At 71.0% G+C, this 7,453-nt stretch carries 6 protein-coding genes; 5 read left to right on the top strand and 1 reads right to left on the bottom strand.

Annotated features, from left to right (window positions below):
• The 4 genes from G6019_RS05670 to G6019_RS05655 form a co-directional block, all read left to right on the top strand.
• On the top strand, positions 1-1,541 hold a 1,541-nt coding region (locus tag G6019_RS05670; protein ID WP_182627177.1), incomplete at its 5' end, for a VWA domain-containing protein.
• A 25-nt stretch (positions 1,542-1,566) separates the two neighbouring features.
• Positions 1,567-2,742 (top strand): iron-containing alcohol dehydrogenase, encoded by a 1,176-nt coding sequence (locus G6019_RS05665; protein WP_241725894.1) that lies wholly within the window; start codon positions 1,567-1,569, stop codon positions 2,740-2,742.
• Positions 2,739-4,115: a sensor histidine kinase gene (locus G6019_RS05660; protein WP_182611968.1), complete on the top strand. Its 1,377-nt coding sequence runs from the start codon at positions 2,739-2,741 to the stop codon at positions 4,113-4,115. The genes G6019_RS05665 and G6019_RS05660 overlap by 4 nt, the downstream gene beginning before the upstream one ends.
• Complete coding sequence (locus tag G6019_RS05655; RefSeq protein WP_182611969.1) at positions 4,112-4,759, top strand: MadR family response regulator transcription factor; 648 nt, start codon at positions 4,112-4,114, stop codon at positions 4,757-4,759. Before G6019_RS05660 ends, G6019_RS05655 begins: the two co-directional genes overlap by 4 nt.
• A gap of 14 nt (positions 4,760-4,773) precedes the next feature.
• Here the strand turns inward: G6019_RS05655 and mftM are convergent, their stop codons facing one another.
• Positions 4,774-5,607 carry a mycofactocin oligosaccharide methyltransferase MftM gene (gene mftM / locus G6019_RS05650; protein WP_182611970.1) on the bottom strand — a complete coding sequence of 278 codons (834 nt, stop codon included), beginning with the start codon at positions 5,605-5,607 and terminating at the stop codon, positions 4,774-4,776.
• 203 nt (positions 5,608-5,810) lie between these two features.
• Here mftM and exaC point away from each other — a divergent pair, with 203 nt between their 5' ends.
• Positions 5,811-7,334 (top strand): acetaldehyde dehydrogenase ExaC, encoded by a 1,524-nt coding sequence (exaC, locus tag G6019_RS05645; protein WP_107755412.1) that lies wholly within the window; start codon positions 5,811-5,813, stop codon positions 7,332-7,334.
• Positions 7,335-7,453 lie beyond the last annotated feature (119 nt).

Genomic DNA, 7,453 nt, shown 5'->3' with positions numbered 1-7,453 from the left:
TGACGATCGGCCCGGGGCCCCGCGTCTCGCCCCCGGAGGTCCTCGACATCGTCTCCGTGGTGTTCGGGCGTCTCCTGAGGGAGCGCGGGGTGGCCGTGTCCCCGGCCGAGGTGGTGGAGGTGCGGACGGTCCTCGCGCTGCTGGGGGCCTCGCGGCCCGAGGTGCTGCGGCCGGCGCTCCGGGCGGTGACCGTCAAGTACCGGCGGGAGAACCGGGTCTTCGACGCGGTGTTCGACCGCCTCTTCCTCGGTCTGCACGTGGCCCGGACCGAGGGCGCCGCCGGTGCCCGTGGCGATGATCCGCAGGTGGGGGCGCTGCCCGACGAGCTGGAACTGGACTCGGAGGGGTCGTCACCGTTCACCCCATCGGACCTGGACCCGGCAGAGATCGGTGACCTCGTCGAGGGCGACGACACCGCCCGGCGTGATGAGGGCATCCACTACGACGACTCCGACTTCTCGACCGCGACGGGCGAGGAGGAGTTCGCGGTCGAGCAGGGCGCCGAGCAGTGGCGGTCGACGGTCACCTACGAGATCGAGGTGGACCGCGCGTCGTCGGACCGGGTCGGGGAGATGGGCTCCTCCGCGGTCTCGGTGTCCGGCGACGAGTCGTTGGACTGGGGGGACGCGCTCGACGTCCTGCGGACCCTCGACGGTTACGACGCCCGCCAGGTGTACGCGGGTTCCGGTGAGGACGGCGGGCCCCCGCCGAGCGAGCAGGTGGGGATGTTCGTCGACGCGGTCGTGGAGTTCCTCAGGAGCCTGACGGACGACGTCACCGACGGGGGAACCGGTGGGAGTGGCGACGACGAGGATCGCGGGGGCGTGGAGGGAACCGATGACGGTGACCTCGAGCGCGCGTCACACGAGGTGATGCGCCGGATCCGGGGAGCGCCCCGCCGGCGTTCGCGACCGTTCGCGCGTGGGGTGCTGGACTCGCGCTCCACCCTGCGCCGGGCCTGGGCCACGGACGGCGAGGCGTTCACCATCATGAACCGCACCCGCGTGCCCGGACCGCTCAAGCTTCTGATCCTCGTCGACGTCTCGCTCTCGGTCCGTCCCGTCACCGGATTCGTGCTGCGACTGGCCCAGAGCCTGCATCAGAAGGTCAACCGGTGCTCCGTCGTCGCCTTCGTCGACCGGCCGGTCGACGTCACCGACCACCTGCTGTCCTCGTCGGGCGCGGGGGCACTGGCGACCGTGCTTGCCGCGCCCGGTCTGGATCTGGAGGCGAGCAGCGACTACGGGCGGGTGTTCGCCGAACTCCTCGACCGACACGGGGATCTGGTGGACGCCCGGACCTCGGTCCTGGTCGTGGGTGACGGGCGGAGCAACGGGCTCGATCCGCGGGAGGACCTGGTGGGGCGGATCAGCAGGCGGGCCCACCGGATGGCGTGGATAACCCCGGAGGCCCGGAGGTACTGGAACCGGCCGAGCTGTGGGCTGAGCGGCTACGCCCGGTACCTGGACGGGGTGGTGACCGCGCGCGATCCCGCGGAACTGTCCGAACGGGCAGGTCTGTTGGGAAGCTCGCTCGCCTGACATGACCCGGGCCTATCGTGAGGTCATGTCCGCGGAAGGCCGGGTGGCCAAATTCCACGCGCCGGAGATCCTCTTCGGTTTCGGTGCCCTGCCCGAGGCCGCGACCGCCGCCATGGGGCTGGGGGCCCGTCGCCCCCTCGTCGTCACCGATCCGTGGCTCGAACTCACCCCGTGGCCGGGGACCGTGGTGGACGCCTTGAGGGCGCGGGGTGCCGAGCCGGTCGTGTGGTCGCACGTCCGACCGAACCCGCGCGCCTCACAGATCCTCGAGGGTGCGCAGACCTATCACTCCTCGGGGTGCGACGTGATCGTGGCGGTGGGGGGTGGGTCGGTGATCGACGCCGCCAAGGGGGTCGCGCTGGTCGTGTCCAACGGCGGACACGTCCTCGAGTACGAGGGGGTCGACCGGGTCCGGCTGCCACTGCCCCCGGTGGTGGCCGTGCCGACGACGGCCGGCAGCGGTGCCGATGTCTCCCAGTTCTGCGTGGTCAACGACTCGGACCGCCTGACCAAGGTGACCATCGTGAGCCGTTCGCTGGTGCCGGACGTCACCGTCATCGACCCGGCCACCCACGCGACAGTTCCCGAGGACGTGCGGGCGGCCACGGCGATCGACGTGCTCTCGCACGGGGTCGAGGCCTATTCCTCACGCGCGGCGGGCCCGTTGACGGACTCCCACGCCCTGCGCTCCGTCGAGCTGTGCACTCGGTCGCTCGACCGGCTCGGGCGCGGCGGGAGGAACGGTGGGAGGTGCGGTGACGAGCAGTTGGAGGCGATGGCGCTCGCGTCGCTCGAGGCGGGGATGGCCTTCAGCAACGCCGTCCTGGGGGCGGTCCACGCGATGAGTCATCCGGTGGGCGGCCGGTACGACGCGTCTCACGGCCAGATCAACGGGGTCCTGCTGTCGCATGTGGTCCGGCACAACGGGACGGTGATGGCCCCGGACCGCATGGCGGATCTGGCCCGTGCCGCCGGCGTCGCCGTGGGGTCGCGCGCCGGTCAGGTGACGGACCGGGTCGCGGACCGCTTCCGCGACCTCGCGGAGTCCGTCGGGATCCCGACGGGGCTCACTCACCTGGGGGTCCGGGGCGAGGACATCCCCACGCTGGCCGCTCACGCACTGCGCGATCTGTGCATGGCCACCAATCCGCGTCCCGTCACCCTCGAGGACGTCGATCGGCTGTACCGGGAGGCGTCATGAGCGAGGGGCCGACCGACCTGGACTCCCTCCTGGGCCTCCGGTCGGTCAAGAGGAGCTTCTTCGACCAGTACCGCGCTGCGGAGTCCAGGCTGCGCCGCTCGATGCACGCTCTCGATCGCGTCTCGGGTGCGCTGGTGCGGACCGCCGAGGGGCCCGAGGAGCTGATGCTGTCCGTCCTCAAGGTCGCCTACGACCAGCTCGACGCCGAGTGGGCGCTGGTGGCCCTGCGGGACGGTCAGCTCCCGTCCGTCGAACCACGGCACGTCATCGTGGACCCCGAGGGACGGTTCGTCGCGTTCGAGGGGCGGGACCTGGCACCCGTGCCGGAGGGGTTGCCCAAAGGCGTGGTCAACGTCCTTCTCGCGGTCCTCCGCGGCGGCCGGTCCGCCGAGGTCGCGGAGGCCGGCGGACCCGACGCGGTCACCGTGCCGCTGATCCTGCACGGCGGGGTGATCGGGGGGCTGGCGTCGTGGCGACACCCCGGGCGGCAGGCCGACGACATCGACACGGTGGTCCTGCGGATCCTCGCCGCGCAGGCGGCGGTCGCGCTGCACAACTCCGTCCTGTTCCGCGACAAGGAGATGCTCCTCGCCCGGGCGGAGGAGGCCTACGAGGAGGCCCGGGGCCACGTGGTGGAGCTGTCCCGGCGGAACTCGGAGCTCGAGATCGCCCATCGCGAGCTCGATGCCGCGCACCGCCAGCGGATCCTCGACGTGGAGCGGTCCCGGATGGCCCGGGAGCTCCACGACAGCGTGTCCCAGCTCGTCCTCGGCGCGGGGATGCACCTCCAACTGGGACTCGACGCGGTGGGAGACGCCGACCGGCAGCGGCCCCTGCTCGAGAAGGCCGTACACCTGACCGACCAGGCCGTCGACCAGTTGCGGTCCGTGATCTACGCCCTGCGCACGATCGACGACGGGGACGCCCGGCTGAGCAGGCTGATCGAGGACCTGTGCCGCCTCCACGTCCCGTCGACCATGTCCTCCGAGGTCCGGGTGCTCGGCGACGAGGTCCCGACGAGCCCCGGGATCGAGCACGAACTCCTCCGGATCGCCGGCGAGGCGCTCTCGAACGCCGCGCGGCACTCGGGGGGCGACGGCGTGGTGGTCACCCTCGACTTCGGTGACGAGGCCGTGGCGCTGACCGTGGAGGACGACGGTGTGGGGAGGCCGGAGGAGCTGCGGAGCCTGCTCGAGGCCGTGCGGACCGGGTCCCCGGAAGAGCGCCACGGTCTGGTCAACATGAGGGAGAGGGCGGAGATGGTGGGAGGGGAGTTGCGTATCGCGGGGGCCGACACGGGCGGGGTGGCGATCACCGTGGTGGCGCCCGGTGTCGGGGGCCTCGACGCAGCGGCCCGGGGGTCGGTCCGATGACCCCGGCGGCCATGATCCGCACCGTGCTGGTGGACGACCACGCGGTGCTCCGCGAGGGCCTGCGGTTGATGCTCGAGCGGGAGCCCGACCTCGAGGTGGTCGGTGAGGCGTCGACCGCGGACGCGGCCCTCGGGGTCATCAACTCGACCCGCCCGGACGTCGCGGTGATCGACCTCAAGTTGGGCAGCGGGTCCGAACTCGACGGGCTGCGTCTCTGCGCGGCGGTCCGCGACCTGTTCCCCGGCGTCGCCCCGCTGGTGCTCACGACCTTCCTCGACAAGGCGATCGTCGTGCGGGCGGTCCGGGCGGGGGCGCGGGGATACGTGGTCAAGAACGTGGACGTCACCGAACTGGTGACCGCCGTCCGGTCGGTGTCGGAGGGGCAGAGCGCCTTCGACGCGCGAACCGCCTCCATGGTGGTGGACGCGCTCAGGGGGGTCGAATCGGCGTCCGAGGCCCTGTCGGCCCGGGAGATCGAGGTCCTCGCGCTGCTGGCGGAGGGAAGGTCCAACAAGGAGATCGGTCAGGCGCTGTTCATCTCGGCCACCACCGCGAAGTTTCACATCAGCAACATCCTGCGCAAGCTCAAGGTCTCACGGCGCGCCGAGGCGGTGTACGTGGCCAGTCGGCAAGGCCTGCTCTGAGCTGCACCGGCACGTCATCGGTCCACCACCAGCCATCCGCCGTGGTCCTCGTCGACCCGCGTCCGCACCCCGGGGGACCAGCTGTGACAGAGCGACCCGATCCGGTCGGCGAGCGCGGCCAGCGTGGGGATGTCGAAGGTCCGGACATGACCGTATTGCGTCACGGCGACGGGCTCGAAGGGCACGGCGATCACCACGCGTCGGCGCGCCAGTCGCAGTGCGTCGCGGACCATGTCCCAGCCGGCGCCCTCGTCCACGTGCTCGAGGACGTGGACGAGGTAGACGGTATCCGCTGTACCCGCGGCCAGCGGGCTGGTCCGTGCGTCGAGGCAGACCGGCGAGGGCAGGGGTCCGTCGGCCGGCGCGCAGGACCGGAGGAGCCCGAGTACGGCCGGGTCGAGGTCCACGGCGACGGTTCTCACGCCCTCCCGGGCGAGGCGGAGGGACAGGAAGCCGAAGCAGCATCCGATCTCCACCGCGGAGTGGCCGACCATCTCGGCCACCGCCCGGTCGTGGACCGGGGAGAACGGGCAGACGCCGCTGGCCAGTGCCGAGATCGACGACCGGTAGTAGGCGGACCAGCACTCCTCCCAGGTCGCGTCCCGGCAGGTCACCAGCGCCGTCACCGCCCGGTGGAACTCGTCGACGGTGTGCAGGACCCCGGTGGCGAGCAGATCGCGGGACATGGCCGGGATCAGCGCCTCGCTCACCTCGTCGTCGTCGAGGTCGTGCCCGATCCGCACCCGACGGTCGTCGGCGGTCACGGTGAACGCCCCGAACCGTCGGCCCCGTCCGCCCCGGACCGCCGAGATCTCCCGGAACCCCGGGGGTGTGGCTGTGGTCTGCATGGGGGCCGACGCTAGGGCTCCCGGGGGCCCTCGACGAGGAGAAGCAGCGGATTCCGGCAGCTCGAACGGGTGCGGACCTGCCCGTCCGGGCAGTGCAGACCCGGGCCGGTCGCCGTGCAACGTTGCTGCAACCCCGCCGCGCATAGTGTCCTACATCACAGCGTCGACCACGGGGGTCGCGCGGAGGAGTAAGGAGGGGCACGATGCCCGTTTTCGCACAGCCCGGCGCCGATGGTTCGGTGATGTCCTACCAGAGCCGTTATGAGCACTACATCGGCGGCGAGTGGGTGGCACCCGTCAAGGGTGAGTACTTCGAGAACGTCACCCCGATCACCGGGCAGGTCTTCTGCGAGGTCGGCCGCGGGACGTCCGAGGACATCGAGGCCGCCCTCGACTCCGCGTGGGCGGCCGCCCCCGGGTGGAACGCCACCTCCGCGGCCGAGCGGTCGCTGGTCCTGCTCCGGATCGCCGACCGGATGGAGGAGAACCTCCAGGCCCTCGCCCTGGCCGAGTCGTGGGACAACGGCAAGCCGATCCGCGAGTGCCTGGCCGCCGACATCCCGTTGGCGATCGACCACTTCCGCTACTTCGCCGGCTGCATCCGCGCCCAGGAAGGCGGGATCTCGCAGATCGACGAAGACACCGTGGCGTACCACTTCCACGAGCCTCTCGGCGTGGTCGGCCAGATCATCCCCTGGAACTTCCCGGTCCTCATGGCGGTGTGGAAGCTCGCCCCGGCGCTGGCCGCGGGCAACTGCGTGGTGCTCAAGCCCGCCGAGCAGACCCCGGCGTCGATCCTGTTCCTCATGTCGGTGATCGGCGACCTGCTCCCGCCGGGTGTCGTGAACGTGGTCAACGGATTCGGCACCGAGGCAGGCAAGCCGCTGGCCTCCAACCCCCGGATCCGCAAGGTCGCCTTCACCGGCGAGACCACCACCGGACGCCTGATCATGCAGTACGCCTCGGAGAACCTCATCCCGGTGACCCTCGAGTTGGGCGGCAAGAGCCCCAACATCTTCTTCGAGGACGTCATGGACGCCGACGACGACTTCCGTCAGGCGGCGCTCGAGGGCTTCGCGATGTTCGGCCTCAACCAGGGCGAGGTGTGCACGTGCCCCTCGCGCGCGCTCGTGCAGAGGTCGGTCTTCGACGAGTTCAGCGAGCTCGCGATCGAGCGCACCAAGCAGATCACGCAGGGCAATCCGCTCGACACCGACACGATGCTCGGCGCGCAGGCCTCCAACGACCAGTTGGAGAAGATCCTGTCCTACATCGACATCGGCAAGCAGGAGGGCGCGGACGTCCTCACCGGCGGCGGGCGGGCGGAGCTCGAGGGCGATCTCGCGGGCGGCTTCTACGTGCAGCCGACCGTCTTCCGCGGGCACAACAAGATGCGCCTGTTCCAGGAGGAGATCTTCGGTCCCGTGCTGTCCCTGAGCTCGTTCACCGACTTCGACGACGCCATGATGATCGCCAACGACACGCTCTACGGCCTGGGCGCCGGCGTGTGGTCGCGTAACGGCACCACCGCCTACCGGGCCGGTCGCACCATCCAGGCCGGCCGGGTGTGGACCAACACCTACCACCAGTACCCGGCCCACGCGGCGTTCGGTGGCTACAAGCAGTCCGGCATCGGACGTGAGAACCACCGCATGATGCTCGACCACTACCAGCAGACCAAGTGCCTGCTGGTGAGCTACTCGGGTAAGCCCCAGGGCTTCTTCTGAGTCGCGGCGGACCAGTGGAGGAAGGACCGTCCATGGACGACGTCTGCGGACTGCCCTCCGGCGGGAGCGTGCCCATCGCGGCGCGGGCCCTCCCGCCGGAGGGGGCGCCGCCCGGGCTG

The sequence above is a fragment of the Dietzia sp. DQ12-76 genome (assembly GCF_014145045.1).
Taxonomy (GTDB): domain Bacteria; phylum Actinomycetota; class Actinomycetes; order Mycobacteriales; family Mycobacteriaceae; genus Dietzia.
Note: the sequence above shows the minus strand (reverse complement) of the source record. Positions and strands in the feature narration are given on the sequence as shown.